Origin of the sequence: Pseudooceanicola aestuariicola (genome assembly GCF_045763785.1) — a bacterium.
Lineage (GTDB): Bacteria > Pseudomonadota > Alphaproteobacteria > Rhodobacterales > Rhodobacteraceae > Pseudooceanicola.
This window is the reverse complement of sequence record NZ_JBJGSF010000005.1, coordinates 154,534-179,212: the sequence shown is the minus strand read 5'-3', so window position 1 is coordinate 179,212 and position 24,679 is coordinate 154,534. Positions and strand designations below refer to the sequence as shown.

24 protein-coding genes are annotated in these 24,679 nt (G+C 61.8%); 17 read left to right on the top strand and 7 right to left on the bottom strand.

Annotated features, from left to right (window positions below; genetic code table 11):
* Nucleotides 1-12: 12 nt before the first annotated feature.
* Nucleotides 13-702, bottom strand: a complete 690-nt coding sequence (locus ACI3GR_RS16790; RefSeq protein ID WP_407496233.1) for a 3-oxoacid CoA-transferase subunit B — start codon at nt 700-702, stop codon at nt 13-15.
* Nucleotides 699-1,403: a 3-oxoacid CoA-transferase subunit A gene (locus ACI3GR_RS16785; protein ID WP_407496231.1), complete on the bottom strand. Its 705-nt coding sequence runs from the start codon at nt 1,401-1,403 to the stop codon at nt 699-701. Before ACI3GR_RS16785 ends, ACI3GR_RS16790 begins: the two co-directional genes overlap by 4 nt.
* A gap of 144 nt (nt 1,404-1,547) precedes the next feature.
* On the opposite strand from ACI3GR_RS16785, the gene ACI3GR_RS16780 reads away from it, so the two are divergent.
* The 5 genes from ACI3GR_RS16780 (at nt 1,548) to ACI3GR_RS16760 (ending at nt 6,640) form a co-directional block, all read left to right on the top strand.
* Nucleotides 1,548-1,769 carry a hypothetical protein gene (locus tag ACI3GR_RS16780; protein ID WP_407496230.1) on the top strand — a complete coding sequence of 74 codons (222 nt, stop codon included), beginning with the start codon at nt 1,548-1,550 and terminating at the stop codon, nt 1,767-1,769.
* Nucleotides 1,770-1,793: 24 nt separating this feature from the next.
* Nucleotides 1,794-3,461, top strand: coding sequence for an AMP-binding protein (locus ACI3GR_RS16775; RefSeq protein WP_407496228.1), 1,668 nt, complete (start codon nt 1,794-1,796; stop codon nt 3,459-3,461).
* 12 nt (nt 3,462-3,473) lie between these two features.
* Nucleotides 3,474-4,676, top strand: a complete 1,203-nt coding sequence (locus tag ACI3GR_RS16770; protein WP_407496226.1) for an acyl-CoA dehydrogenase family protein — start codon at nt 3,474-3,476, stop codon at nt 4,674-4,676.
* Nucleotides 4,677-4,683: 7 nt separating this feature from the next.
* Nucleotides 4,684-5,790: an acyl-CoA dehydrogenase family protein gene (locus ACI3GR_RS16765; protein WP_407496224.1), complete on the top strand. Its 1,107-nt coding sequence runs from the start codon at nt 4,684-4,686 to the stop codon at nt 5,788-5,790.
* A 133-nt stretch (nt 5,791-5,923) separates the two neighbouring features.
* A complete protein-coding gene (locus ACI3GR_RS16760; protein WP_407496222.1) occupies nt 5,924-6,640 on the top strand; it encodes a nitroreductase in 717 nt (238 codons plus the stop codon).
* Here ACI3GR_RS16760 and ACI3GR_RS16755 read toward each other — a convergent pair.
* From ACI3GR_RS16755 to ACI3GR_RS16745, 3 genes are all read right to left on the bottom strand, one after another.
* Nucleotides 6,623-7,759, bottom strand: a complete 1,137-nt coding sequence (locus ACI3GR_RS16755) for a lytic murein transglycosylase (protein WP_407496221.1) — start codon at nt 7,757-7,759, stop codon at nt 6,623-6,625. The two genes, ACI3GR_RS16760 and ACI3GR_RS16755, sit on opposite strands and share 18 nt — an antisense overlap.
* A gap of 151 nt (nt 7,760-7,910) precedes the next feature.
* Nucleotides 7,911-8,306: a VOC family protein gene (locus ACI3GR_RS16750; RefSeq protein WP_407496220.1), complete on the bottom strand. Its 396-nt coding sequence runs from the start codon at nt 8,304-8,306 to the stop codon at nt 7,911-7,913.
* Nucleotides 8,306-9,307 (bottom strand): NAD(P)H-dependent flavin oxidoreductase, encoded by a 1,002-nt coding sequence (locus tag ACI3GR_RS16745; RefSeq protein ID WP_407496219.1) that lies wholly within the window; start codon nt 9,305-9,307, stop codon nt 8,306-8,308. Before ACI3GR_RS16745 ends, ACI3GR_RS16750 begins: the two co-directional genes overlap by 1 nt.
* 171 nt (nt 9,308-9,478) lie before the next feature.
* Between ACI3GR_RS16745 and ACI3GR_RS16740 the strand changes: the two genes are divergently transcribed.
* Complete coding sequence (locus ACI3GR_RS16740) at nt 9,479-9,940, top strand: methylated-DNA--[protein]-cysteine S-methyltransferase (protein WP_407496253.1); 462 nt, start codon at nt 9,479-9,481, stop codon at nt 9,938-9,940.
* A 262-nt stretch (nt 9,941-10,202) separates the two neighbouring features.
* On the opposite strand, the gene phaZ is transcribed toward ACI3GR_RS16740, so the two are convergent.
* Entirely contained in the window at nt 10,203-11,492 is a 1,290-nt protein-coding gene (gene phaZ, locus ACI3GR_RS16735) for a polyhydroxyalkanoate depolymerase (RefSeq protein WP_407496218.1), read from the bottom strand.
* Between the two features lie 129 nt (nt 11,493-11,621).
* Between phaZ and ACI3GR_RS16730 the strand changes: the two genes are divergently transcribed.
* From ACI3GR_RS16730 to ACI3GR_RS16710, 5 genes are all read left to right on the top strand, one after another.
* Nucleotides 11,622-13,445, top strand: coding sequence for a PHA/PHB synthase family protein (locus ACI3GR_RS16730; RefSeq protein ID WP_407496216.1), 1,824 nt, complete (start codon nt 11,622-11,624; stop codon nt 13,443-13,445).
* A gap of 151 nt (nt 13,446-13,596) precedes the next feature.
* The gene (locus tag ACI3GR_RS16725) at nt 13,597-14,040 is read left to right on the top strand and encodes a phasin family protein (protein WP_407496214.1); all 444 of its coding nucleotides are present in this window, start codon (nt 13,597-13,599) and stop codon (nt 14,038-14,040) included.
* A gap of 149 nt (nt 14,041-14,189) precedes the next feature.
* Complete coding sequence (locus ACI3GR_RS16720; protein WP_407496213.1) at nt 14,190-14,789, top strand: pyridoxamine 5'-phosphate oxidase family protein; 600 nt, start codon at nt 14,190-14,192, stop codon at nt 14,787-14,789.
* A gap of 90 nt (nt 14,790-14,879) precedes the next feature.
* Nucleotides 14,880-15,452, top strand: coding sequence for a polyhydroxyalkanoate synthesis repressor PhaR (gene phaR, locus ACI3GR_RS16715; protein ID WP_407496211.1), 573 nt, complete (start codon nt 14,880-14,882; stop codon nt 15,450-15,452).
* 2 nt (nt 15,453-15,454) lie between these two features.
* Nucleotides 15,455-16,450: a LysR family transcriptional regulator gene (locus ACI3GR_RS16710; protein ID WP_407496210.1), complete on the top strand. Its 996-nt coding sequence runs from the start codon at nt 15,455-15,457 to the stop codon at nt 16,448-16,450.
* 263 nt (nt 16,451-16,713) lie between these two features.
* On the opposite strand, the gene ACI3GR_RS16705 is transcribed toward ACI3GR_RS16710, so the two are convergent.
* Nucleotides 16,714-17,895, bottom strand: coding sequence for a cytochrome P450 (locus ACI3GR_RS16705; RefSeq protein WP_407496249.1), 1,182 nt, complete (start codon nt 17,893-17,895; stop codon nt 16,714-16,716).
* 58 nt (nt 17,896-17,953) lie between these two features.
* Between ACI3GR_RS16705 and ACI3GR_RS16700 the strand changes: the two genes are divergently transcribed.
* The 6 genes from ACI3GR_RS16700 to ACI3GR_RS16675 all read left to right on the top strand — a co-directional run bounded on the left by ACI3GR_RS16700 (nt 17,954) and on the right by ACI3GR_RS16675 (nt 24,654).
* Complete coding sequence (locus ACI3GR_RS16700) at nt 17,954-19,723, top strand: sensor histidine kinase (protein ID WP_407496209.1); 1,770 nt, start codon at nt 17,954-17,956, stop codon at nt 19,721-19,723.
* Nucleotides 19,724-19,905: 182 nt separating this feature from the next.
* Complete coding sequence (gene phnC, locus ACI3GR_RS16695) at nt 19,906-20,718, top strand: phosphonate ABC transporter ATP-binding protein (RefSeq protein ID WP_407496207.1); 813 nt, start codon at nt 19,906-19,908, stop codon at nt 20,716-20,718.
* A 57-nt stretch (nt 20,719-20,775) separates the two neighbouring features.
* Nucleotides 20,776-21,678: a phosphonate ABC transporter substrate-binding protein gene (gene phnD, locus ACI3GR_RS16690; protein WP_407496206.1), complete on the top strand. Its 903-nt coding sequence runs from the start codon at nt 20,776-20,778 to the stop codon at nt 21,676-21,678.
* Between the two features lie 66 nt (nt 21,679-21,744).
* Entirely contained in the window at nt 21,745-22,623 is an 879-nt protein-coding gene (gene phnE, locus ACI3GR_RS16685; RefSeq protein ID WP_407496205.1) for a phosphonate ABC transporter, permease protein PhnE, read from the top strand.
* Nucleotides 22,620-23,945: a phosphonate ABC transporter, permease protein PhnE gene (gene phnE / locus ACI3GR_RS16680; RefSeq protein WP_407496204.1), complete on the top strand. Its 1,326-nt coding sequence runs from the start codon at nt 22,620-22,622 to the stop codon at nt 23,943-23,945. The genes phnE (ACI3GR_RS16685) and phnE (ACI3GR_RS16680) overlap by 4 nt, the downstream gene beginning before the upstream one ends.
* Nucleotides 23,946-24,036: 91 nt before the next feature.
* Nucleotides 24,037-24,654 (top strand): LbetaH domain-containing protein, encoded by a 618-nt coding sequence (locus ACI3GR_RS16675; protein ID WP_407496202.1) that lies wholly within the window; start codon nt 24,037-24,039, stop codon nt 24,652-24,654.
* The last annotated feature ends 25 nt before the right edge of the window (nt 24,655-24,679 follow it).

Here is a 24,679-nt window from a genome sequence, read left to right as displayed (position 1 = left end):
TGATGGCGGGGATCACCCCGCCTGTGTCACGTCCTGCATCACAGCAACCTGATCCGCGAAGTGCAATTGCGCCCCGCTGCGGTTCTGCAGTTCGTCCCGGCTAAGGCCGTCGACCATATCCGTGACGGTGAATATCCCGCCCGTCAGATCCAGCACGCATAGGTCCGTGTAGACCCGTTTCGCGATGCCTGCGCCGGTCAGCGGAAACTGACAGCTTTCCAAGACTTTGGGCGCCCCTGTTTTGTCGTTATGCGTCATCATCACGAAAATCCGCTGTGCCCCGGCGGCCAGATCCATGGCGCCGCCGATAGCAGGCAAAGGGTCATTCGCATCCCGCGCCCAGTTCGCCAGATCGCCATTGGGCGCCACCTGATAGCCCCCCAAAACGCACAGCTCCAAATGGCCGCCGCGCACGATCCCAAAGGACCAGGCGTGGTCGAAAAAGGACGCGCCGGGCAGCAGGGTGATCGGCTTTTTGCCCGCGTTGATAAGGGTCCAGTCGATGTCTGCTTCGTCCGGGGAGGGCCCCATTCCAAGGACCCCGTTTTCCGAATGCAGCAGGATTTCCCGCCCCTCGGGCAGGTAATTGGCCACCAGTTCCGGCATGCCGATGCCAAGGTTCACGTGCCAGCCGTCTTGGATATCCTGCGCCAGACGGGCCGCGATCCCGTCGCGGGTCAGCGGGGTGAAGGCTGCGCTCATGCTGTTTCCCGCCAGTCGTACCAGCTGTCCACCGGCACCTCTTTGGTCTGGAACAGGTGGTTGGTGAAGATGCCAGGAGAATGGACGTCATGTGGATCGATATCGCCCAGTTCGACGATTTCTTCGGCCTCTGCGATTGTGGTTTTGGCGGCAGCGGCGACCAGCGGGTTGAAGTTCCGCGCAAGGTTCAGGAACGTCAGGTTGCCAAAGCGATCGGCCCGGTGCGCTTTGACCAGACCGATGTCGGCGGTCAGCGCGGTTTCCAGCACGTGACCGCGGCCATCGAAGTCGCGCGTTTCCTTCCCCTCGGCGACCAGCGTGCCATAGCTGGTGGGCGTGTAGAACGCCGGAATGCCACAGCCGCCCGCGCGGATACGTTCGGCCAGCGTGCCCTGCGGCATGACCTCCAGCTCCATCTTGTTGGCGGTCACCAGTTCCAGCATCAGATCTTTCATCGCGCCGCGCGGGAACGAACAGGTCAGCTTGCGCACGCGGCCTGCCAGAAACAGAGCCGCCAGCCCGGTATCCCCATCGCCAGCGTTGTTGGAAATCAGGTCTATGTCCTTGATGCCGCTATCTAATAGCGCCTTGATCAGCATGTTCGGACGGCCCGCTTCGCCAAAGCCTGCCACCATGACACGCGCCCCGTCGCCGATGCCCGCAAAGGCTTCGGCAAAGCTGTCGCGCCGACGATCTATCATGCTGATCCTCCCAGATTAGGCCTCATGATTCAGGTTTTCTACCGCTCGGTCAATAGTGATTGACGGGCTCAATCCGCCGCTCTAGCGTGGGTTCAGAATGCAAAACGTTATTCTGCATTGCGGAATGATGTGAGGGAGGAAATCGTGACGCATGTCGATGTCTCGGTCCGGGCGGACGCGGGGGCTGGCCTTGTTCAGGTCGCCAACGGGGCTGTCGTGGGGGCGGGGCCAAGGCTCTGGGCCGGGGATCATGCGGTTGCTAACATGAACACGCGGCGGGCGGGCCGCAATGGGGAGCGGGCCTATCCGATCCCTTGGCCCGCGCCGCGGATCACCGGCACGGCCAAGGAGGGGCCGTTTCGGTAAATCGTCCAAGGGGAGGGGATGAGCATGGCGCAGGAACGCCCGTGGTATAAGTGGTACGCCGATGGGGTGAACCCCCATTTTGAACCGGTGCCGGAAACGGTGAACGATCGCATGACGCGGTCTTTTGCGACATGGCCGGAAACGGTCATGATCGAATATTACGGTCGCGAATTCACCTATGCCCAGATGCATGGGTTGGTGTCGCAGGTGGCCCGCGCGCTAAAGGCGGCAGGCATCGAAAAAGGCGACCGGATCGCCCTGCATCTGCCGAACTGTCCGTGGCATCCCATCTTTTTCTTCGGTGCGCTGTGGTACGGCGCGGCGGTCACGCATCTGTCGCCCTTGGACGCGGAGCAAGAGATCGCGCACAAGTTGACCGACAGCGGGGCCAAGATGGTCATTTCGTTGACCACGCCGGAATTTGCCGGACGGTTCCCCAAGTTGCTGGCGGATGGCACATGCCCGCCGCTGTATCTTTGCCCCGATCCGGTGTCGGCGCAGGGCCGCGATTGCCCTGTGATCGACGGCGCGCATTCCGTGAACGACCTTCTGGCAGGCCATTCCACCGCCCCGATGGATGCGGCGCCGATGGAGCCTGAGGATCTTGCACTTTTGCAATATACTGGTGGCACAACTGGTATTCCGAAGGCTGCGCAGTTGACCCATTCGAACCTTTCAACATCGTCGCAGATGTATTCCGAAATGGGCAAAGGAGAGCCATCGCAGAAACCCGGCAAGCCCGCATTGGGTTATTCCCCGCTGTTCCACATCATGGGCCTGTCCTCGGGCATGATCAAACGCGTCAGCGAAGGCGGCACGCTGTGTCTGCGGCTGCGGTTCGACGCGGCCAGCGCAATCGACGAGATCGAAGAGAAGGGGATCGTATCGCTTGGCGGTGTGCCGACGACATGGATTGCCATCCTCGCGCTGCCTGACATCGATAAACGGGATCTGTCGTCGCTGGAATACGTCGCCTCTGGCGGTGCGCCTTTGCCGGTCGAGGTCTACAATCGTGTCAAACAACTGACGGGTCACAAGTTGCGCGGCGGCTGGGGCATGACCGAAACCTCGCCCGCCGGGACGACCGTGCCCAAGGGGATGCCGGATGACAAACTGGGCACCATCGGGGTGCCGGTACCGGGGCTGGATATGAAGATCGTCGACGTGGACGATTGCGAAAAAGACCTGCCGCCGGGCAAATCGGGTGAAATGGTCATCAAGGGCCCGAATGTCACCAAGGGCTACTGGAACCGCTCGGACGAAGAAAACGCCGCCTGTTTCAACAGCGAAGGTTACTTCCTGACCGGCGACATCGGCTACATGGACGAAGACGGCTGGTTCTACATCGTGGACCGCAAGAAAGACCTGATCCTGTCGGGCGGCTTTAACGTCTATCCGCTGACGATTGAGAACGCGATCCACCAGCACCCAAGCGTGTTGGAGGCAATGGTGATCGGTGTGCCGGACGCCTATCGCGGCGAAAGCGCCAAGGCCTTTGTCATGCTGAACCCGGGGGCAGAGCGCTTTACGCTCGAGGACCTGCAGGAGTTTTTGCAGGACAAGCTGGGGCGGCACGAAATCCCACGGCATCTGGAATTCCGCACGGAACTGCCCCGCACGGCGGTCGGCAAGGCATCGCGCAAGATGCTGAAGGAAGAAGAACTGGCCAAGGCGGCCGAGGAAACGGCGTAAGGAGTATCGATCATGGAATTGACCTTCACCCCAGAGGAAGAAGCGTTTCGCCAGGAGGTGCGTGCCTTTATCGAGGACAACCTGCCCGCGGCCACCCGCGACCACCTGAAGCGCGGCAACCCGCCCACCAAAGAGATGACGGTGGAGTGGCATAAGATCCTGCATTCCAAAGGCTGGGCCACGCCGCGCTGGCCTGCTGAATGGGGCGGGCCGGGCTGGTCCGTCACGCAAATGTACATCTTTCAGCAGGAAAACCAGCGGGCCGGGGCGCCTGATCCGCAGGGCTTTAACGTCGGCATGATCGGGCCGGTGCTGATCCAGTTCGGGTCAGAAGAGATGAAGAAAGAGTTTCTGCCAAAGATCGCGTCGCTGGATTACTGGTTCTGTCAGGGCTTTTCCGAACCGGGGGCCGGGTCGGACCTTGCATCGCTGAAATGTAAGGCGGAATGGGACGAGGACGGTCAGCAGTGGATCGTCAACGGCCAGAAGACATGGACCACCTACGCCCAGCATGCCGATTGGATCTTCCTGCTGGTGCGCACCTCGAACGAGGGTAAGAAGCAGGAAGGGATTTCCTTCCTTCTGGTGGATATGACGTCGCCCGGTGTCGAAGTGCACCCGATTCAGACGATGGACGGCGGGCACGAGATCAACTCGGTCTTCTTTACGGACGTTAAAGTGCCCGCGAAGAACCTGATCGGCGAGGTCAACAAGGGCTGGACCTATGCCAAGTTCCTGCTGGGCAACGAACGTCTGGGCGCCCCGCGCGTGGGGGCATCGCAGGCCAAGTTGGAACAGCTTAAGGAAATCGCCAAGACCCGTATCGTGCGGGGCAAGCCGCTGTGGGACCACCCGCGGTTCCGCGACAAGTTCGTCGAAGCGCAGGTCGAGCTGAAGGCGCTTGAGATGACCGTGATGCGGGTGTTGTCGTCGATGCAGGCGGGCGCGGATACAGGCAAGCCCGACCCCGCGACCTCTGTCATCAAGATCAAGGGCGCGCAGATGATCCAGCGCCTGACCGAACTTTACGTCGAAATGGCGGGCGAACAGGCCGTGCCATGGACGGACGGAGAGCTGGGCGACAACGCGCGGATCGGCGACGATTGGGTCGAACGGGCGGCCCCCAACTACTTTAACTTCCGCAAATCCTCGATCTACGGGGGATCGGATCAGGTCCAAAAGGGCATCATTTCCAAGGCCATTCTGGGATTGTGAGGGCGTCATGAATTTTGAGTTAAGCGATGAACAGCGGATGTTGTCGGACAGCCTGACCCGGTTTCTTGCCGACAGGTATGATTTCGAAAAACGTCGGAAATACATGGAGATGGACGGCGGCTATTCTCCCGACGTCTGGGCTGGCTTTGCCGAGATGGGGATTTTCGCCCTGCCGTTTTCCGAAGACGACGGCGGCCTTGGCGGGTCGTCCGTGGATACGATGATCGTGGGGCAGGCCATGGGCTATGCCCTGACAAACGAGCCTTGGGCCGAGGCGATGGCAATAGCGCCGTCGCTGTTGCAGGCCGCCAGCGCGGACCAACGGGCGTCCATCGCCGAAGGGATCATCGGCGGTGAGAGCCTGCCCACTTGGGCGCATCTTGAGCCGGGGATGCTGGACCGGGGTGAAGAGATCAAGACGCAGGCTGATAGCGATGGCCGCCTGAGCGGGTCCAAATCCGTTGTCACCTTCGGGGCCGAGGCGAACCTGATCTTTGTCACCGCGACGGGGCCGGATGGTCTGGGGCTTTACGTCGTGCGCGGCGGGGCCGAGGGGATGGAGGCGCGGGCCTATAAGACCCAAGATGGCAAACGCGCGGCAGAACTGACCTTTGACGGCACCCCGTCCGAGAAGCTGGCGGGCGGTCTGCCGGCGGCAGAGGCGATTGCATTGGCCGAAGCGCGGGCGCTGTCTGCTGTCATGGCGGAAAGCCTTGGCTGCATGGAGCAGGCGATCGAACAGACGGTGGAGTATATCAAGGGCCGCGAACAATTTGGTCGCGCCATCGGGTCGTTTCAGGCCTTGCAGCATATCGCAGCGGGCGCCGTGGTCGAGAAAGAGCAGGTCAAATCCATGGCGATGTATGCCAGCGTGATGTGCGACGACCCGGACGCCCAAGAACGCGATCTGGCATTGTCGGCCGCCAAGGTGAAGATGTGCGACGCCTCGCGCAATGTGGGCCAGATGGCCATTCAGTTGCACGGTGGCGTGGGGATGACGATGGAATATGCCATCGGGCATTACTTCAAGCGCATGACCCTGTTGGAAGCCGCCTATGGGGATCGTGATTTCCATATGGATCGGCTGTGCGACGCAGATGGGCTGGCCGCTTGATCCGCGCCTGACGTGGGGTCGCCCCTTGCGGGGCGATGCCTTCGGCGGGGATATTTGATGCAAGAGGACAAGAGGGGCGCGGCATTTGCTGCGCCCCGTAGAATTAAGAGCGGTCGAATTGGGAGGTTTACCGATGGATATATTTGACGCGATGCGCGAGCGACGCTCGATCCGGGGATTCACGGACGAGCCGGTCAGCCAGGCGCTGATGGAAGAGGTGCTGGCCGCGGCCAACATGGCGCCATCGTCGATGAATACGCAGCCGTGGCATTTCCATGTGTTGACCGGTGAGGTGCTGGAAAACGTGCGGCGCGGCAATTCCGAGCGGATGTTGGCAGGTGTTGAGCCGAGCCGTGAGATCATGGCGCATGGGGCCTATGAAGGCGTGCATCGGGAACGACAGGTGGACATCGCCAAAAAGCTTTTTGCGGCCATGGGGATCGCGCGCGACGATAAAGAGATGCGGCAGGATTGGGTGATGCGCGGGTTCCGGCAGTTTGATGCGCCGGTGTCGGTCGTGGTGACCTATGACAAGGCGTTGGACGATCACGGGCCAATCGCGATCTTTGACGCGGGGGCTGCGGTCTATGGCATGGTGCTGGCGGCCTGGGCCAAAGGGCTGGGCGCCGTCATCAACGGGCAAGGGATCATGCAATCGCCCGTGGTCCGCGAATGCGCCGAGATCCCCGAAGATCAGGTGATCCTGACCTGCGTCGCGCTTGGCTGGCCGGATCAGGAATTTGCCGCGAACGGCGTGAAATCGAGCCGTCGTGACACGGTCGAGAATTGTTCGTTCCAAGGGTTCGAAGACGGCGAAGGTCGCCGCATCCGGTCACAGGCTGCCGAGTAACTCGGGCGAGGGGGCGCCGGTTACCGGAAGCCCCCGGCTGGACTGGTAGGCGCTGATCGCTTCGCGGCTTTTGGGGCCGATCACGCCAGAGGTGCCGCCCGTGTCATAGCCGCGGGCGGTTAGTTTTTCCTGCAGGGTGATGCGCTGCTGTTTGGTCAGCCCGTAGCGATCCGGCGGGAAGCTGCCGCGGATCGGCCCGCCGCCTGCCAGACGGTCGGCCAGATGGCCGATGCCAATCGCGTAAAGGTCCGAGTTGTTGTAGCTTTTGATCGCGCGAAAGTTCCGCGTGACGGTAAAGCTGGGCCCACCCGGTTGGGGTGTGATGACGCTGCCCGAGGGCGTGCCGGGCTGGCCGGTCTCTCCGCCCCAGTCACGGCCTGACCAGCCGTTCTTGCGCAGGTAATTCGCGGTCGAGGCCAGCGCATCCGTCGGGTCATCCGACCAGATGTCGCGCCGTCCGTCGCCGTTAAAATCCACCGCCAGCGACAGATAGGAGGTTGGGATAAACTGCGTGTGACCCATCGCACCGGCCCAGCTGCCGACAAGGTTGCCGGGCGTCGTGTCGCCGGATTGCAGGATGCGCAGGGCGGCGATCAATTGCTTTTCAAAGAACGCGCCGCGCCGTCCGTCGAAAGCGAGGGTCGAGGTCGAAGAGATCACGTTGATATCGCCGCGCCGTTCGCCATAGCGGCTTTCCAGCCCCCAGATGGCGCAGATGATTTCCGCAGGGACGCCGTAACGGGATTCCAGCGCGTTCAGTGTGCCACGGTGGCGGGCAAGCGCCGCGCGGCCCTTGCTGATGCGTTCGTCAGAGGCGGCGATCGACAGGTAATCTTCGAGCGAATACTTGGTTTCCGGCTGGCTGCGGTCGCGGGTGACGACCCCGGGGATAAAGCCCGCGCTGCGGAAGGCCGCGTTCATCGTCGCGTCGCTGATCCCTGCGGCGGCCCCGCGGGGGCGGAAGGCGCGCACCCAAGCGTCATATCCCGCGTTGGGGATGGGGCGCAGGTCGGACGGAACGGCGCTGTTGCGGCTGGTAGGGGCAGGGGACCGGACCCCGCCACAGGCGGTCAGCGCGGCGGCGGCGGTCAGGGTCAGGAAGGTGCGTCGGGTTGTCATCTGCTCGGCTCCGCTTTGGGTTTGGGCCTTTGGTTTTAAGCAGAGTAGAGCATAGGTCAGGGCGTGGGGGAAGGGCAGAGCGACCCTGATCCGGCGGAGGTTCGCCAATGCCTTCGATCAGGGGCAGGTGCTTGTACGACGGCCACTAAGCTTATGATTGCGGCGCGTTGCCATCAGGCGTGCGCTCGTCCAGCTTCGCCTCGATATTGTTGCCATCTGGGTCCAGCAGGAAAGCCGCGTAATAGCCGGGATGATAGTCGCGCAGCCCCGGCGCGCCGTTGTCGCGGCCATTGTTCGCAAGACCTGCGGCGTGAAAGGCCTGCACGGCCTGTCGGTCACCGGCTTGAAAGCAAAGATGCAGATCGCGGGTCACGCGGCCCGTGGTGCCGCTGGCGGTCACGTAAAGCTCATCCGTAGAGATGGCATCCCCAAGCTCTTCGACTGGCAGGCCAAGCGCGCCCAGCACTGCGCGATAGAAGGGGAGTGAGGCGGCCGGATCGCTGACCCGGACGTCCAGATGATCGATCAGCCGCCCCGTTTTGTGCATCACTCGGCTGCTTTGGCCATCGGCCAGCCAAGGGTTCCGGCCAGACGCTGCTGGGCCGCTTCGTATTCAGAGGTCAGCTGGGCAATCACCTCGGCCGCGGGGCGCACGGACTTCACCGCGCCGATGCCCTGACCCGAGCCCCAGATGTCCTTCCATTTCTTCGCCTTGGAGCTGCCGCCACCAAAGTTCATCGCCGATGGGTCGGACCGTTCCAGCGCGTCCGGGTCCATGCCCGCGTTGGCGATCGACGGCTTCAGGTAGTTGCCCCAGACACCGGTGAAGAGGTTGGAATAGACGATGTCCGACGCGCCATGTTCGGTGATCATCTGTTTGTAGCCCTCTTGGGCGTTCGCCTCTTCGGTGGCGATGAAGATCGATCCGGCATAACCGCCATCGGCCCCCATGGCCTGCGCGGCGAGGATCGAGTCGCCCTTGGCAATCGCGCCCGACAGGAACAGCGGGCCGTCGAACCATTCGCGGATTTCCTGGATCAGGGCCAAAGGCGATTGCGCACCCGCGTGACCACCGGCACCGGCGGCCACGGCGATCAACCCGTCAGCGCCTTTGCTGATGGCCTTATGGGCGAACATGTCGTTGATGATGTCGTGCAGGACGATGGCGCCCACGGAATGCGCGGCCTCATAGACCCATTCCTGCGCACCGAGAGAGGTGATCCAGACCGGGACCTTGTGTTTGACACAAATCTCTACGTCGCGTTCCAGCCGGGCGTTGGATTTATGCACGATCTGGTTCACTGCATAGGGCGCGGCGGGGCTGTCGGGATTGGCCTGATTGTGGGCGTCCAGCTCGTCCGCGATGCGGGTCAGCCATTTGTCCAGCTCGATCTCGTCGCCCTCGGCTTCGCGGGCGTTCAGGGCCGGGAAGGACCCGACGACGCCAGCCTTGCACTGGGCGATCACCAGCTCGGGGTTGGAGATGATGAACAGCGGGCTGCCGATCAGCGGAATGCTTAGGTTTTCCAATTGCTTTGGCATGGTCATGGTCTGAATCCTCCCTCAGGCGTCGGCCATTTGACTCTATAGTAGAATTGCGGCGACGGAATGCAATTCCCCTGCTTGAAGCATGGTTTTGGCGATGCTCCAAGGGGCGTGCAAAAGGTCGTAGCGTCAAATGCGCTTGTCGGTGGGGTTGAGCTGGGGCAGCGTGGGATGATGCAAGACCCGGTCCACCAGTTCGACACGCCGCTTGGCCTGTTTTCCCTGCGCGCGCGGGACGACGCGATTGTCGAGGCCGGGTGGAGGCGGATCGATGGCGCGTCTCCAACGCCTGTTCTGATAGAGGCCGAGCGCCAGTTGCGCGCCTATTGGAGCGGTGAGTTGCAGGTCTTCGATCTGCCCGTGCGGGTCGAAGGCGGCGCATTGGTCCGTGCGGTCTGTGATCTGCTGTGCGCGATCCCGTTTGGTGAAACGCGGACCTATGGGGATCTGGCTAAGGATTTGGGCCGTCCGGCGCAGGCGATCGGGCAGGCCTGTGGGCAGAACCCGATCCCGCTGATCATCCCATGCCATCGCGTGCTGTCGGCCAGCGGGTTGGGTGGGTTTTCGGCCCCCGGCGGGGTCGAGACGAAGGTCGCCCTGCTGCGGCACGAAGGGGCGGCGGGGTTATTGATCTGAGAGAGGGAGTGTCAGTGCCTGCCCGTGGGATGGCGCATGGTCCAGCTGAGGTCAGCACTTTATCGTGGCCAAACACGTTCCCCGGTCAATCGTCGCGCTTGTGGTGACAAAGCGCCAGCCCGGGGGACGGGCAGGCGCTGGCACGGCGGCCTTCGGCCTTGAGTCCGTGCCTGTTCTCAAACCTTGTAGTGCGGGAAACCAGCCCACCTTTACGCGACCGACAACCACCCCAAAGAAAAAGGGGGCCGAAGCCCCCCGATCCTTATACCGCTTTCAGCGCCGGCGATTTCGCCTTTGCCTTGGGCTTGGCCGTCTTGGCCCCGCCCTTGTTGGCGTCAATGAACTCCAGCACCAAAGGCCGGATGTTGTTCCGCCAGGACGACCCGGCGAAAATGCCGTAGTGGCCTGCGCCCGGCTCAAGATGAGAGGCTTTCATCTCGTCCGGCAGTCCGGTGCAGAGGTCCAGCGCGGCGACACACTGGCCGGGGGCCGAGATGTCGTCGTTTTCCCCTTCGACCGTTTTCACGGCAACCTTGGAGATCTTGCCGATGTCCACCTTGTGGCCAGCCACGACGAATTCGTTCTTGGCGATCTCGTGGTTCTGGAAAATCCGCTCCACCGTCGAGAGGTAGAATTCGGCGGTCATGTCCATCACGGCGAGGTATTCGTCGTAGAAGCGGTTGTGGTGGTCGTGGTCCGACGCCTCTTCGCGCATGACGCGGAAGATCTGGTCGCTGAACGCCTTGGAGTGCTTGTCCGCGTTCATCGAAATGAAGGACGACAGCTGCAGCAGGCCGGGATAGACCGCGCGGCCGATGCCTTTGTATTTCAGACCAACGCGCTGGATCATCATCTCTTCCAGCTGGCCCATGGTAACCGAGTGGCCGAAATCGGTCACTTCGGTGGGGGCCGCGCCGGGATCGATGGGGCCACCGATCAGGGTCAGGGTGTTGGGCTTTGCCTCGGGCGCGACATCGGCCAGATAGGCGGTGGCGGCCAGGGCCAGCGGTGCGGGCTGACACACGGCGATGACGTTGTAGTCGGTGCCCAGCTCTTTCATGAAATCAACGAGGTAGAGGGTGTAGTCCTCGATGTCGAACTTGCCTTCGCTGACGGGGATGTCGCGGGCATTGTGCCAGTCGGTTATATACACCTCGGCGTCGGGCAGCAGCGACACAACGGTCGAGCGTAGCAGCGTTGCGTAGTGGCCCGACATCGGCGCGACCAGCAGGATCTTACGCTCCTGCTCTTCGCGGCCCATCACGTCAAAGTGGATCAGATCGCCGAAGGGGCGTTCCACGACTTTCTTGATGTCGACCAGATGGTCCTTGCCGTCGTTGCAAGTCATCGACCGGATGCCCCAGTCGGGCTTGGCGACCATGCGTTCGAAGGATCGTTCCGTCACCTCGCCCCAGGCGGCCATCCATTGAAGCATTGGATTGGGCACCAACGAAAACGCCGGGTAGTTGGCCATGGAGTGAGCCGTGGCCCCCAACCATTGGTTGGTGTTGCGGATCGACTCCATTAAATCGTAGGTTGGCAAAAAGCGCATGTGCGTCTCCCGAAGGCTGAAAGCACCCTGTTTAGTGCACGGTCCGTTCGGTATCCCTTTGTATATAAGGAGGGTCGCGGTGCTCGTGCCGAATGCTGCTATGCAGCAATCTAGGAGGGGATTCGGCTTATGGCAACTGAAAGTAACAATAAGGGTAAAGAATCCGGCACCACAGATGCAGGAAAAGAAGCCCTGAACAAACTGGATCAGAACCTCGCCAAGCTGGACGAACTGACCAAACGGCTGACCTCTGCCCTGCAGAAGAACCATCCGACCAACCCGACACTGTCCAGCCCGGACCCGTCCATATTTACCAAGGCTGCAACGGCCTATTGGCAGGAAATGGCCCAGAACCCGGCGCGTGTTTTCGAACATCAGGCCGAGTTCTGGTCAAAATCCGTGCAGCATTTTCTTGAGGCACAGCAGGCGCTTGCTTCGGGGCAAATCGCCGCGCCCGAAGATAAAACGCCCGATGATCCGCGTTTCACCAATCCGATGTGGAAGACGCATCCGTATTTCAATTACATCAAGCAGCAGTACATGCTGAACGCTCAGGCGATCCGGAATGCTGTCGAAGATGCGGAAGACCTGGATGATGTGGACCGTACGCGTCTGAAGTATTTCACCCAGCAGATCATCGACATGATGGCGCCGACGAATTTCTTGGCGACAAACCCCGATGCGCTGGAGCGCGCGGTCGAGACAGAGGGCGAGAGCCTTGTGAAAGGTCTGGAAAACCTTGTCGCGGACTTGGAAGCCAACAATGGCGAATTGCTGGTGCGTCTGGCCGATACCTCGGCCTTCAAGGTGGGCGAAAACATCGGCACCAGCGAAGGGCAGGTGGTGTATCGCAACCGCATGATCGAACTGATTCAGTATGCGCCGAAGACCGAGCAGGTGCATGCGATCCCGCTGATCATCTTCCCGCCGTGGATCAACAAGTTCTATATCCTCGACCTGAAGGAACAGAACTCATTTATCAAATGGGTGACAGAGCAGGGGATCACCCTGTTCGTGGTTTCTTGGGTGAACCCCGATCGGTCCTACGCGGATGTCGGGATCGAAGACTATATCGAAGAAGGGTACCTTGCTGCGATCCGCGAGGCCAAAGAGATCACCGGCCAGAAGAAGGTGAATGCTATCGGCTATTGCATCGGTGGCACCACGCTGGCGATGACCCTGTCGCTGATGAAAAAGCGTAAAGACAAGTCGGTGAACACCGCCACCTTCTTTACCGCGTTGACGGATTTCGCGAACCAAGGCGAATTCACACCCTTCCTGCAGGACGATTTCATCGATGGGATCGAGGTGGAGGTCGACAATTACGGCATTCTGCGCAGCCACATCATGGCGCGCACCTTTTCCTTCCTGCGGTCCAACGACCTGATCTATCGGCCCGCGATCCGCAGCTACATGATGGGGGAAACGCCGCCCGCGTTCGATCTGCTGTTCTGGAACGGGGACGGGACAAACCTGCCGGGCCGGATGGCGGTGCAGTATCTGCGTCAGCTGTGCCAGCGAAACGAATTCGTCAATGACGGCATTAAGCTGCTGGGTGAAACGCTGCATGTCCGCGACGTCACGCTGCCTGTCTATGCGATCACCTGTGAAACCGATCACATCGCCGCTTGGCGGACCAGCTATCGCGGCGTTCAGCAGATGGGATCGAAGGACAAGACCTTTATCGTATCGCAGTCGGGGCATATCGCGGGGATCGTGAACCCGCCGTCCAAAAAGAAGTACGGCCATTACACCAACGAAGATCTTAGCCTGACGGATCAGGAATGGTTCGAAAGCGCCGACTTCCATGAAGGCAGCTGGTGGCCGCGCTGGGGCGAGTGGATCAAGGCCAATTCCGGCAAGCTGGTCGAGGCGCGCGAACCGGGAGATTCGACTCACCCGGCGCTGGGTCCGGCCCCCGGAAGCTACGTTACGGCAGCTTTGCCCGTTTAACGGGTGGCTACATCCTACGGATAACGCTTGATTTTCTGCGGCGCAGAAAAAAACTCTTGATTTGCTGCGCTGCAGCACACATATTCCTCAACGGAGACGCAATACGGGTCCGAATGGATCCGACACATTAACCCGTGAGAGGATATTAACCATGGCTACCACCCAAGACTTCACTTCGATGATGAAAGACATGATGGGCGCATTCCCCGTTGACACGAAATCCTTCGAAGAAGGCTTCAAGTCGACCGCGACCCTGAACGAAAAGCTGTCCGGCGTTGCTCTGGAAGCCGCTGAGAAGTCGACCGAAGTTTCGACCAAGTGGACCAAAGACACCCTGTCCAAGATGTCCGAGCTGACCAAAGTCAAATCGGAGCCTGCGGACTACGCCAAGGCGATGACCGACTTCGCGACCGCCTACGCCGAAATGACCGCTGAAAACATGGCAACCTTTGCCGAGATCGCCAAAAAAGCTCAGTCCGAAACCATGGAACTGATGATGGCTGCTGGCAAAGACATGGCAGAAGAATCCTCTGCTGCTATGCAGAAAGCTGCAAAAGAAACCACCGCTGCTGCGAAAAAAGCTGCTGCGAAGTAAGGTTTATACCGCGCTTCGCTCCTCCCTGCACAGCGCGATATTCGGGCGGGTCCTTCGGGACCCGCCTTTTTTGTGCGCAAACGAATTAATTGTATAGTTGTCTAGAGTCTTGCAGTATAGGAAATGGGCAACTGTTAAGGGGGCCCTTTATGACGATCACCGATATTGCCCAGCTGGATGAGATTTACGGCCCGCCGATGACGCTGGCGGTGACAAAGGTCCGCGATCATATCACCCCGTGCTACCGGACATGGATCAGCGCATCGCGCTTTGTCATCCTGTCGACGACGGGTCCCGAGGGCACCGATGCCAGTCCGCGCGGTGACGATGGCCCCGTGGTGCGGATCGATGATCCCAAGACGCTGATGCTGCCGGATTGGATGGGCAACAACCGGATCGATTCCCTGCGCAACATCGTGCGGGATCCTCTGGTCAGCCTGATGTTCATGGTCCCCGGCGTGAAAAACGTGGTCCGGGTAAATGGCCGGGCCGTCGTCCGGGCAGATGCGGACCTGCTGGCCTCGTTCGACCGGAAGGGCAAGCAGCCCCGCACCGTCGTGCAGATCACGGTGGAGGAGGTCTATTTCCAATGCGCCAAGGCCCTGATGCGATCCAACCTGTGGGGCGGCGAAGACCTGTCCAAGGTGCTGCCGACCGCCGGGGATTTCCTGCACGAAAAGGACGGTGGATTTGACGGGGCCACTTACGACGACGGCTACGAGGTCAACGCACAGCCCCGTATGTGGTAGCGATAAAACCCCATTGTTTTAAAAAACTTTTGCAATTCGCTGCAGAGCAACTAGGCTCGTGCTGCACTGCTGCAATGGGGAGGATAGCCCGTGGCTGACACCGATAAACCGCTTCTGATCAAACGGTACGCGTCGCGTCGTTTGTACAATACCGAAACCAGCGACTACGTTACGCTGGAAGATATCGCGGGTTTTATCCGGGACGGGCGCGAGGTGCAGATCGTCGATCTGAAATCCGGCGACGACCTGACCCGCCAGTATCTTCTTCAAATCATTGCAGAACATGAAAGCCGCGGCGAAAACGTCCTGCCCTTGGGTGTGCTGACCGATCTGGTGCGCAGCTACACGACGCAGGCGCAATCCGTGGTGCCGCAGTTTCTGGCGCAAAGCTTCGAGATGCTGCGCGACAGCCAGTCCGAGATGATGAAGAACATGAGCGCCATTAACCCGATGGCCAAGATGCCGGGGTTCGAAGCGCTGCAGGCGCAGCAAGAGGCGTTCCTGAAGGCGATGTCCGGCGGTCTGTCCGGCTGGAAAGCGCCCGAAGGCTCTGATGCGGCCGACCCGTCCAAACCCGGAGAGTCGCCCAAGAAGGGTGACGATCTGGATGCGATCAAGCAGCAGCTGGCCGATCTGCAAAGCAAGCTGAACAAGATGAGCTAACCATGGTCTCTGACCCCGGTCCCTCTGCCGGAACGGGTGCTAGTCCCGGCAAGATCACACTTTGGGGGATCGAGGTCTTCGTGGCCACCGCCGAAGAACGCTCTATCACCTCGGCTGCGCGGCGGCTGGGGGTGTCGGTGTCTGCCGTGTCGCAGCAGTTGACCAACCTTGAAGGCGCTTTGGACGTGACCCTGCTGCGCCGCAACGCGCGGCCCATGTCCCTGACCCCCGCCGGAGAGGCGTTTCGCCGCCGTGCCCAGTCGATCTTGAACGAAGCAGCTCAGGCCCGGGCAGAGCTTGCCGTGACCGGTGCGCCATCGCTGCGCAGGCTGCGGTTCGGCGTGATCGACGATCTGGAGGCCGACGTGACGCCCCAATTGCTGGTGCGCATGGCCGAGAGGCTAGAGGGCTGTCAGTTCCTGTTAGAGACGGGAGCGTCACATGGCTTGTACGATCAGCTGGAGGCCGAGGCGCTGGACGTGATCGTGACGGCCCAGATGGGCCCCGCGCCGCCTTGGGCCGAGGTGCATCCCATCCTTGACGAAGGCTTCGTGGTCGCCGCGCCACGGGGCATGGTCGATCCCGACGGTGACCTTCTGGCGCAACTCAAGGCGCAGCCCTTGGTGCAATATACCACGCGCCATCACATGGGCCGTCTGATCGCGACGCATCTGGCGCAACAGAACCTGACGCTGGCGCATCGGTTCGAACTGGACAGCTATCACGCCATTCTGGCGCTGGTCGGGCAGGGCGTCGGCTGGACCATCCTGCCGCCCTTGGCCCTGATGCGGGCGCGGCGTCTGATCGACGGGCTGGACCTGATGGACCTGCCGTTCGCGCCAGTGTCACGGCGGATCGTCCTGATGGCGCGGCAGGGGATCTTGGACGAGGTTCCGGGGACCGTGGCGGCCGAGTTGAAGGCGCTGCTGCGAGAGGTGGTCGTCGATCCGGCGGTGGCGATGTACCCGCATCTGTCAGCGCGGTTGGAGTTGTTGTAGCGGCTTGGTCTGCGCATTTTGTCCGACGCGGACGCAAAGCGGCCCGGGCAGCGCCTGACCGCACCCCGGGCAGGCGCTTTGGCGACGCCAGTGCGACGATGGAAGTCGCCACTGTTACGGCCCCGTAAATCGAATACCACAGATCATGCGATGCCTGCCCGCGGTCAGGTGCTGCCCTGTGACGGATGTCAGGGGCGCTACCCCTCTTGGCCCGTGGCCAATTCACCCGGGGATAATTTCGGCAAGAGGATCTTCGGCCTGCCCTAGTTGGCCACCATCAGCCTCTCAAGCCCATGAAAATGATACGTGTCCCCATACCTCGGCGCATCGACCAGCCTTAGCTTTGGGCAGCGATCTATCAGAATTGGCAGGGCGGTCTGCAGTTCCAGCCGCGCCAGAGGGGCGCCGATGCAGAAATGCGCGCCTGCACCGAAGGCAGAGTTCGTTTTGATCGGGCGGGTCGGGTCGAAGACCTCCGGATCGCTCCAAGCCTCGGGATCGCGATTGGCAGCGGCGAGCATCAGGGCCACCTGATCGCCGCGCTGGAAGGTATGGCCCATGACCGTGACCTTTTCGTAGGCGTAGCGGGTGAACATATGCAGCGGCGGGTCGTAGCGCAGGATTTCTTCGCAGGTCGCCGCCACCGCATCGGGCCGCAGTAAGGCGGGCAGGTCATGATCGCCTGTCAGCAGTGTCGCCATCCCGTTGCCGATGGTATGCACCGTTGCCTCGTGACCGGCGTTCAGCAGCAGGATGCAGGTGGCGATCATCTCGTCCGGGGTCAGCTTGGCACCGTCTTCTTCCGCCGCGATCAGCTGGGTGATCAGGTCATCGCGGGGATCGTTGCGGCGGGCGTCGATGTAGCCGCGGATATACTCGGCAAAGTCGCTGGCGGCCTGCGCGGCGGCGTCCTCGACCGTACGGTCGCGGCGGGCCTGATACATGGCGACCATGGCATTGGACCAGCGCAGCAGGTCGGGCGACATCTCCTCTGGTACGCCCAGAAGGCGGGCGATGATGCGCACGGGCAGGGGGGCGGCGAAATGGGTCAGCAGGTCGAAAGGGCCAGCGGGAAAGGCATCGATCAACTGGTGGCTTAGGTCCGTGATGTCGGGCGCCAGTGCCTTGATCCGGCGCGAGGTGAAGGCGCGCAGCACCAGACCGCGCAGGCGGGTGTGGCGCGGGGCCTCAAGCTCTAGCATTGAATGATCGTCGATCTGGTAAAACGGGGCCAGATGATCGGGGCGCGGGGTGGCCATTTCTGGCGGAACCTCTCGGCCGAAGCGGCGGTCTTTCAGGATGCTTTGGACCGCATCATGCGAAAAGGCTGCCGTCATGCCGTAATCCTCCCACCAGTGCAGGGGGCCGGCGGCGCGGGCCTGCGCATAAAACGGGTAGGGGTCTTGGACGAACGCGGGATCGGTGGGGGATTGGGTCAGACGCATGGGGCCATATGGGCGCGGGCGGCTTTCCAAGGCAAGAGCGCGCGCGGTATAGAGGGGCATGAGCCGATCCGCCCTGCGCCGTTTTGCGGTGATCTTGATGACCCTTTTCGCCTCGGCCCTTGTGGCTTGGGGGGTGGGTGTTGCGGGCTATCGGCAGGCGCTGGTGCCCCTGCAGGAACGCGGAGAGGCTGACCTGAGCCTGACCGTCGACCGTCTGACCGGGCAGATGCAGCGCTATCAGGATTTGGCGGTTCTGATGACCAGCCATCCGTACCTAGAGGCTTTGGCCGGATCTCCCGACAGTGCAGAGCTGCGGACTCTGGCGGTTGATCTGCTGATCGGCGCGGCGGATCGGACCACGGCGATGGAGATTCTATATATCGCGGCGGATGGAGAGGTTCTGGCATCCTCTGGCGCGCATTCAACGGCGACCTTGGATGCGCTGGTGCCGGGGCATGTGCTGCGGCGCGCGTTGTCGGGCGCTTTGGGCACCGGGATCGCGCCGATCCGGGTGGGCGGGCCGCGCGGATACGTTTTCGCCGCACCAAGTTTCGCGCGTGGCGGCGGTGTGCGCGGTGTGCTGGTCGTGGCGGTGGACATGGATCACGTCGAACAGGCGTGGCGCGGCGATCGCCCGGCTGTCTTCTTTACCACGCCCGAGGGGCAGGTTTTCGTCACCAACCGGTCAGAGCTGTTGTTCTGGCACGTGACCGACGACGCGCTTGTGCCACAGTCGGGTGATCCGGTGCCACTGACGCGCGATGCGGTTGGGACGCATCAGATCTGGCGGGCCGATCTGGGGGCCTATGTTCCCGATCCGGCGCTGCGGCTGGTGCGGGATATTCCGCAGGCGGGGATGCAGGCGATGGCGCTGATCGACGTGGCCCCCGCACAGCGGTTGGCGTGGTTACAGGCGGCTGTGGCCGGGTTGATCCTGCTGGCCTTTGGTGCGGTGGTCTTCTGGGCCACGGAACGGCGGCGCGTCTTGGCGCGGGCCAATGCGACGCTGGAAAACCGGGTGGCGGAACGCACGGCGGAACTGTCCGGCACTAACATGGCGCTGCGCCGCGAGGTGGCGGAACGGCAAGAGGCTGAGGCCGCCTTGAAACGCGCGCAGGCCGAACTGGTGCAGGCGGGCAAGCTGTCGGCCTTGGGTCAGATGTCGGCAGGCCTGAGCCATGAATTGAACCAGCCGCTTATGGCGATCCGGCAATTTGCAGAGAACGGCACTCTGCTGTTGGAGCGGGGCAAGGCCGACAAAGCAGGGCAGAACCTTGCGCGGATCTCCGAATTGTCGGGGCGCATGGGGCGGATCATTCGGAACCTGCGCGCCTTTGCGCGGCAGGAAAGCGAACCGGCCCGCCGGGTCGATCTGGGGCAGGTGGTCGCCACCGCGCTGGAGATGACAGAGGCGCGACTGGCCAAGGACGGCGTAACATTGCACTGGACGCCGCCCGCAGCCCCGGTCTGGGCCATGGCCGGAGAGGTGCGGTTGTCGCAGGTGCTGGTCAACCTGATCTCGAACGCGGCGGATGCCATGGGCGGGTCAGACCGGCGCGAGCTGAGCATCGGCGTCGAATCCTCGCCGCGCCCCACCATCCGGGTCAGTGACACTGGCCCCGGCATCGCCCAGCCCGAGCGGATCTTTGACCCGTTCTATTCGACCAAAGAGGTGGGGGCCGCCGAAGGCATGGGGCTGGGCCTGTCGATTTCCTACGGTCTGGTGCAAAGCTTTGGCGGCGCGATCCGGGGCCGCAACCTGCCCGATGGCGGCGCCGAATTCACCGTGCAGCTGGAACCTGTGGCCAAGGATTTGGCGGCGGAGTAGGCGGGCGCCGGGAAGGGGCTTTGCCCCCGGCCTGCGGGCTCCCCAGGAAAATTTTCAGCAAGAGGATGGATCTAGGGTTATCCCCAGATCAGACGCCCCGCGTCACAAAAGTTTCGCCAAACCGATACAAAAGTTTGGCTCTCGGCCCTTAGCCCGTCGCACAGGACAGATTGGGGGCCGCTTTGCTACGTATCGAGCAATTGACGAAAACGTTCGGCAAGAACACTGCCGTTGATAAAGCCACGGTTCAGGTGGATCGCCCGATGATGATCGGGATCATTGGCCGTTCGGGCGCTGGCAAATCCACGCTACTGCGGATGCTGAACCGGCTGACGGATCATTCGTCGGGCCGGGTCGAATTCGAAGGCCGTGACATCACCGCCCTGCGCGGCGCGGACAAACGCGCTTGGCAGGCCGAATGCGCGATGATTTTCCAGCAGTTCAATCTGGTTCCGCGCATGGATGTGGTGTCGAACGTGCTGCATGGGACGCTGAACAAACGCTCGACCATCGCGACGGTTTTCAACCTGTACCCGAGCGCGGACATCCATCGCGCCATCGACATCCTTGATCGTCTGGGCATCGCGGAACACGCCCCCAAACGGGCCGAGGCATTGTCGGGTGGCCAGCAGCAGCGCGTCGCCATCGCGCGCGCGCTGATGCAGGACCCCAAGATCATTCTGGCGGATGAACCTATCGCGTCGCTCGATCCGATGAACGCCCAGATCGTGATGGATGCGCTGCGTCGCATTCACGAAGAAGACGGGCGCACCGTCATCGCCAACCTTCACACGCTGGATACCGCGCGCCGCTATTGCGACCGCGTGATCGGTATGCTGCACGGCCGGATCGTCTTTGACGGCACGCCCGCGCAACTGACCACCGGCGTTGCCCGCGACATCTATGGCGCGGATGCGAGTTTCTCGGAAGAGGCGACCTCGACCGAGATCGGAACCCTGGATCGCGTGAATCGCGCGGCACCGGTTCCAGCCTGAAATTCATCTGGCCCGTCCCGGGGTGGGGCGGGTTTTTCAATTCATGGGAGAAAAAAGATGAAGAAACTGATCGCTGCCCTCGTGGCAACCTCTGCTCTGGTCACGCCCGTTGTGGCACAGGACATCGAAGAATTCCGCATCGGCATCCTGGGCGGTGAAAACGCGCAGGACCGTCTGAACAGCCACGAGTGCCTGAAGACCTACACCGAAGAAGCGCTTGGCGTTCCGGTCAAATTGTTCGCGCCTGCCGATTATGACGGCGTGATCCAGGGCCTGCTGGGCGGTACCATCGACATGGCATGGCTGGGCGCCTCCGGTTACGCCAAGACCTTCCTGGATGATCCCGAAGCGGTCGAGCCGATCCTGGTGAAGATCAACCTCGATGGCTCCTACGGCTACCACTCCATCGGCTTTGCGCGCAAAGACGCCGGCATCGCGTCGCTGGACGACATGCAGGGCAAGAAGTTCGGCTTTGGTGATCCGAACTCCACCTCTGGCTATCTGATCCCGTCGATCGAAATCCCGGCTGAGACCGGCGCGACCATGGAAAACGGTGACTATTTTGGTGAGGTCGTGTTCACCGGCGGTCACGAACAGACCATCGTTGCGGTCAACAACGGCGACGTTGATGGTGGCGTGACCTGGGCCGACGGTCAGGGCAACTGGGAAGACGGCTTCAACTCTGGCGCGCTGCGCAAGGCGGTTGATGCGGGTCTGGTCGACATGAACGATCTGGTTGAAATCTGGCGTTCCAAGCCGATCCCCGAAGGTCCGGTCGTTCTGCGCAAGGCCCTGCCGCAAGAGGTCAAAGCGACCATGACCCAGCTGATCGACGGCATGTACGATGCAGACAAAGACTGCACCTACAACATCTCGGCCGGTGAATCGCTGGGCTTCGACCCGATCACGCATGACGCGTATCTGTCGATCATCGAAGCACGCAAAGCCAAGTCTCAGTAAGCCTGACACTTGATCCGGGCGGGCCCCTTGCCGGGGCCCGCCCTTTCTATAGGGGACGTTTCCGACATGGCAGAGATTTCCGGGGCCCATAGCATAGGCTCGGTCCGTGATGAGTATCTGGCTCTGACACGCCGCAAGCGGCTTTATTCCGGTATGCTGCTGGCAGTTTTCGTGGCGCTGATGGCGTCGGGGTTCATGCTGGCGGATGACCGCAACGCAGGCGGCTTTTGGGACGGCTGGACGCGGGTTCTGGATTTCCCCCGCGTGGTCGTGGTTGAGGCGTCCGAGAAGGTTTTCGAACTCCCCGGGCATCTGGTGACCTTCTTCCCGGCGCTGATTGAGACGATCAATATTGCCGCCGTGTCGACGCTGATCGGGGCCTTGGGCGGGATGATCCTGTCGATGCTGTCGACGCGCGGTCTGGCGCGCTGGCCCGCGATGATCCCGGTGTTCCGCCGCATCATGGACGTGATGCGCGCCGTGCCGGAAATCGTCATCGCGCTGGTGCTGATCTTCGTGCTGGGCGGCGGCCCGGTGCCTGCCATGATTGCCATCGCGTTCCACACGACGGGCGCCTTGGGGAAACTCTTTTCTGAGGTGAATGAAAACGCCTCTCTCAAACCCGTCGAAGGGCTGGCCTCGGTCGGGGCAAGCTGGACGCAGCAGATGACCCTGGGCGTCGTGCCGCAGGTCGCGCCGAACTATCTGTCCTATGCGCTCTTGCGGTTCGAGATCAACATCCGCGCCTCGGCCATCCTTGGCTTCGTCGGCGCAGGCGGCATCGGGTACGAGTTGAAGAACGCCATGTCATGGGGGCAGGGCAAGTACGACGAAAGCGCCGCGATCTTTCTGCTGTTGTTCGCGACCATTGTGACCTTTGACCAATTGTCCTCGGTCGTGCGCGACCGCCTGACCCACGGCCGCAAATCGGAGATGCTGGCATGAGCATGATGGCTGACACTCAACTGACGTCGCAGGGTCTGAAAGATCAGGCCGAGGGTCTGTTCCGCCGCAAGAAGATGATGGCCTTTGCGCTGCCTGCACTGGTTCTGATTTACCTGACCTACGCGTTCTTCGCCTTCGACGTGCCTGCACTGATTGCCAAGGCCGACCCAGAAAACGGTCGCACGCTGGTGCGCGACAGCTATAGCTACAAAACCCACGTCACCCGTGACAATCAAAGCGCCGAGGTCGAGATCGCAATCGAGGGCGAACGCAAAGGCGAATACGCGCCCGGCACCTCGCCCGATTGGGTCGAACTGGGGGAAACCACGGTCATCACCCTGCCCGCTGGCGGCATCGTCACCTTCGGCCCGGAGGAGATCAGCTATGACATCCCCGGCTATGGTCTGGTCACCGCGCGTCCGGGCAACGATGGGGCAAACGCGACCTTCCCGACGGATGAATTGCCGGAGTGGATTAATGCCTCGAAGAACCGTGTGGCGATCACCACGGACGAAGGCCGCCTGACCATCACGCGCCGCAAATCCGAGCTGTTCCGCTATTCCATGGGGTGGGAGCTTTTCTTCTTCACCCTCGACAGCCCGTATCACGGCATGGGCGTGGGCGAAGTTCTGTCCCGCGCCGTGTCTGGTGAGGCGGGCGAGATCTTAGACGATTTCTGGAACAATGCCATGTGGCGGCACGGCGATGTGGCCTGGGCGCTGTTCGAAACGGTTCTGATGGCCTTCCTTGGTACCTTCGGCGCGGCCATCGTGGCGCTGCCACTGGCCTTTATGGCGGCGCGCAACTTCTCGCCCTTCGTGGTGATCCGGCAGGTCACGCGGCGGCTGTTTGACTTCTTCCGCGGCGTGGACGCGCTGATCTGGACCATCGTGCTGGCCCGCGCCTTTGGGCCGGGGCCGCTGACCGGGGCCTTGGCGATCCTCGTCACAGACACCGGCAGCGTCGGCAAGATGTTCTCGGAAGCTTTGGAAAACGTCGATGGCAAGCAGATCGAAGGGCTCCAGTCCGTGGGCGCGAAACCGGTGCAGCGCTATCGCTTTGGCGTGATCCCGCAGGTGACGCCGGTTCTGCTCTCCCAAATCCTCTACTTCTTCGAATCCAACACCCGCAGCGCCACGATCATCGGCGCGATCACCGGGGGCGGCATCGGCCTGCTTCTGACGCAGGCGATGATCACGCAGAAGGACTGGGAAGAGGTCAGCTATTACATCATCCTAGTGATCCTTCTGGTCTTCACGATGGACTGGTTCTCTGGCTGGCTGCGCCGCAAGCTGATCACCGGGGACGAGGGCGGCCACTGACCACCGCCCCTGATCATCCTCTTGCGCAAAATATCCCCGCCGGAGGCAGGCCAGACGCCCCCTCCGGCGCTTCGATTCAGAAGGACCCGTCATGCCCAGACTTCAGCCCGATCAGCCTTTTATCCACGACGGCTGCTCTATCACAGACAGCACGTTCGGTGCCTATACCGAGGTCGGGCAGGGCAGCCGTATCGCGCATTCCAGTTTCGGGGATTACTCTTATTGTGACCGCTACGCCGACATCGCCAATGCGACGATCGGCAAGTTCGCCAATATCGCCAGCTATACCCGCATCGGCGCGACGGATCACCCGCTGGAGACTGCCGCCTGCCACCACTTCCTCTATCGCTCCTCCGACTACTGGGACGATGCCGAAGTGGACGAGGCCTTCTTTGTCCACCGCAAATCTCGCCGCGCGATCATCGGGCATGACACGTGGCTGGGCCACAACTGCATGATCAAGCCAGAGGTGACGGTGGGCGACGGGGCGGTCGTGGCTTCGGGCGCGATCGTGACGAAGGATGTGGCGCCTTACACCATCGTCGCCGGGACGCCGGCCAAGGTGATGCGGTTGCGGCAGCCGAAGGACATCGCGGAGCGGTTGATTGCACTGGCGTGGTGGGATTGGGATCACGCGCGGCTGCGCGCGGCGTTGGAGGATTTCCGGGCGCTGAAGGCTGAAGCGTTCTTGGAGAAGTACGAAGGCTAGTGCCTGCTCTTGGGTCGTATTGGGG

What these genes read in the sequence shown, in the direction of transcription:
- ACI3GR_RS16745 (WP_407496219.1), bottom strand. Translation starts at nt 9,307, where the DNA reads ATGACCATGCCAAAGCAATTGGAAAACCTAAGCATTCCGCTGATCGGC.
- ACI3GR_RS16790 (WP_407496233.1), bottom strand. Translation starts at nt 702, where the DNA reads ATGAGCGCAGCCTTCACCCCGCTGACCCGCGACGGGATCGCGGCCCGT.
- ACI3GR_RS16725 (WP_407496214.1), top strand. Translation starts at nt 13,597, where the DNA reads ATGGCTACCACCCAAGACTTCACTTCGATGATGAAAGACATGATGGGC.
- ACI3GR_RS16705 (WP_407496249.1), bottom strand. Translation starts at nt 17,895, where the DNA reads ATGCGTCTGACCCAATCCCCCACCGATCCCGCGTTCGTCCAAGACCCC.
- phnD (WP_407496206.1), top strand. Translation starts at nt 20,776, where the DNA reads ATGAAGAAACTGATCGCTGCCCTCGTGGCAACCTCTGCTCTGGTCACG.
- ACI3GR_RS16760 (WP_407496222.1), top strand. Translation starts at nt 5,924, where the DNA reads ATGGATATATTTGACGCGATGCGCGAGCGACGCTCGATCCGGGGATTC.
- ACI3GR_RS16785 (WP_407496231.1), bottom strand. Translation starts at nt 1,403, where the DNA reads ATGATAGATCGTCGGCGCGACAGCTTTGCCGAAGCCTTTGCGGGCATC.
- ACI3GR_RS16700 (WP_407496209.1), top strand. Translation starts at nt 17,954, where the DNA reads ATGAGCCGATCCGCCCTGCGCCGTTTTGCGGTGATCTTGATGACCCTT.
- ACI3GR_RS16770 (WP_407496226.1), top strand. Translation starts at nt 3,474, where the DNA reads ATGGAATTGACCTTCACCCCAGAGGAAGAAGCGTTTCGCCAGGAGGTG.
- ACI3GR_RS16730 (WP_407496216.1), top strand. Translation starts at nt 11,622, where the DNA reads ATGGCAACTGAAAGTAACAATAAGGGTAAAGAATCCGGCACCACAGAT.
- ACI3GR_RS16740 (WP_407496253.1), top strand. Translation starts at nt 9,479, where the DNA reads ATGCAAGACCCGGTCCACCAGTTCGACACGCCGCTTGGCCTGTTTTCC.
- ACI3GR_RS16710 (WP_407496210.1), top strand. Translation starts at nt 15,455, where the DNA reads ATGGTCTCTGACCCCGGTCCCTCTGCCGGAACGGGTGCTAGTCCCGGC.
- phnE (WP_407496204.1), top strand. Translation starts at nt 22,620, where the DNA reads ATGAGCATGATGGCTGACACTCAACTGACGTCGCAGGGTCTGAAAGAT.
- ACI3GR_RS16750 (WP_407496220.1), bottom strand. Translation starts at nt 8,306, where the DNA reads ATGCACAAAACGGGGCGGCTGATCGATCATCTGGACGTCCGGGTCAGC.
- ACI3GR_RS16720 (WP_407496213.1), top strand. Translation starts at nt 14,190, where the DNA reads ATGACGATCACCGATATTGCCCAGCTGGATGAGATTTACGGCCCGCCG.
- ACI3GR_RS16765 (WP_407496224.1), top strand. Translation starts at nt 4,684, where the DNA reads ATGAATTTTGAGTTAAGCGATGAACAGCGGATGTTGTCGGACAGCCTG.
- ACI3GR_RS16675 (WP_407496202.1), top strand. Translation starts at nt 24,037, where the DNA reads ATGCCCAGACTTCAGCCCGATCAGCCTTTTATCCACGACGGCTGCTCT.
- phaZ (WP_407496218.1), bottom strand. Translation starts at nt 11,492, where the DNA reads ATGCGCTTTTTGCCAACCTACGATTTAATGGAGTCGATCCGCAACACC.
- ACI3GR_RS16775 (WP_407496228.1), top strand. Translation starts at nt 1,794, where the DNA reads ATGGCGCAGGAACGCCCGTGGTATAAGTGGTACGCCGATGGGGTGAAC.
- ACI3GR_RS16755 (WP_407496221.1), bottom strand. Translation starts at nt 7,759, where the DNA reads ATGACAACCCGACGCACCTTCCTGACCCTGACCGCCGCCGCCGCGCTG.
- phnE (WP_407496205.1), top strand. Translation starts at nt 21,745, where the DNA reads ATGGCAGAGATTTCCGGGGCCCATAGCATAGGCTCGGTCCGTGATGAG.